The sequence below is a fragment of the Nocardia pneumoniae NBRC 100136 genome (assembly GCF_000308755.1).
GTDB lineage: Bacteria > Actinomycetota > Actinomycetes > Mycobacteriales > Mycobacteriaceae > Nocardia > Nocardia pneumoniae.
This window is the reverse complement of the sequence record NZ_BAGF01000125.1, coordinates 1-468: the sequence shown is the minus strand read 5'-3', so window position 1 is coordinate 468 and position 468 is coordinate 1. Positions and strand designations below refer to the sequence as shown.

The 468-nt window shown below is 64.3% G+C and carries 1 protein-coding gene; it reads left to right on the top strand.

Features of this window, described 5'->3' with window-relative positions; all coding sequences use genetic code 11:
- Positions 1-444, top strand: a 444-nt coding sequence (locus ON34_RS28655) for an IS256 family transposase (protein WP_040785387.1), incomplete at its 5' end; no start/stop codon positions are given.
- Positions 445-468: the final 24 nt, after the last annotated feature.

Genomic DNA, 468 nt, shown 5'->3' with positions numbered 1-468 from the left:
ACCTTCCGGCTTGCCGGCCGCCAGCACTGGGACGCGCTGCGCCGCGATGTGAAACCGATCTACACCGCCGTCAACGCCACCGCGGCACGGGCAGCGCTGGACGAACTCACCGAGCGGTGGGGCACGAAATACGCTGCGATCGTGCGTCTCTGGGAGAACTCGTGGGAGGAATTCATCCCGTTCCTCGACTACGACATCGAGATCCGACGTGTCATCTGCAGCACCAACGCCATCGAATCCTTGAACGCCCGCTACCGACGCGCGATCAAAGCCCGAGGCCACTTCCCCACTGAGCAAGCCGCGCTGAAGTGCCTCTACCTGGTCACCCGATCCCTCGACCCCACCGGCGCCGGTCGGGCACGATGGACCATGCGCTGGAAACCCGCGGTCAACGCGTTCGCGATCACCTTCGCCGACCGCTGGCCCAACGCCCAAACCTACTGATGGAAATCGCCGCAAACACCGTTA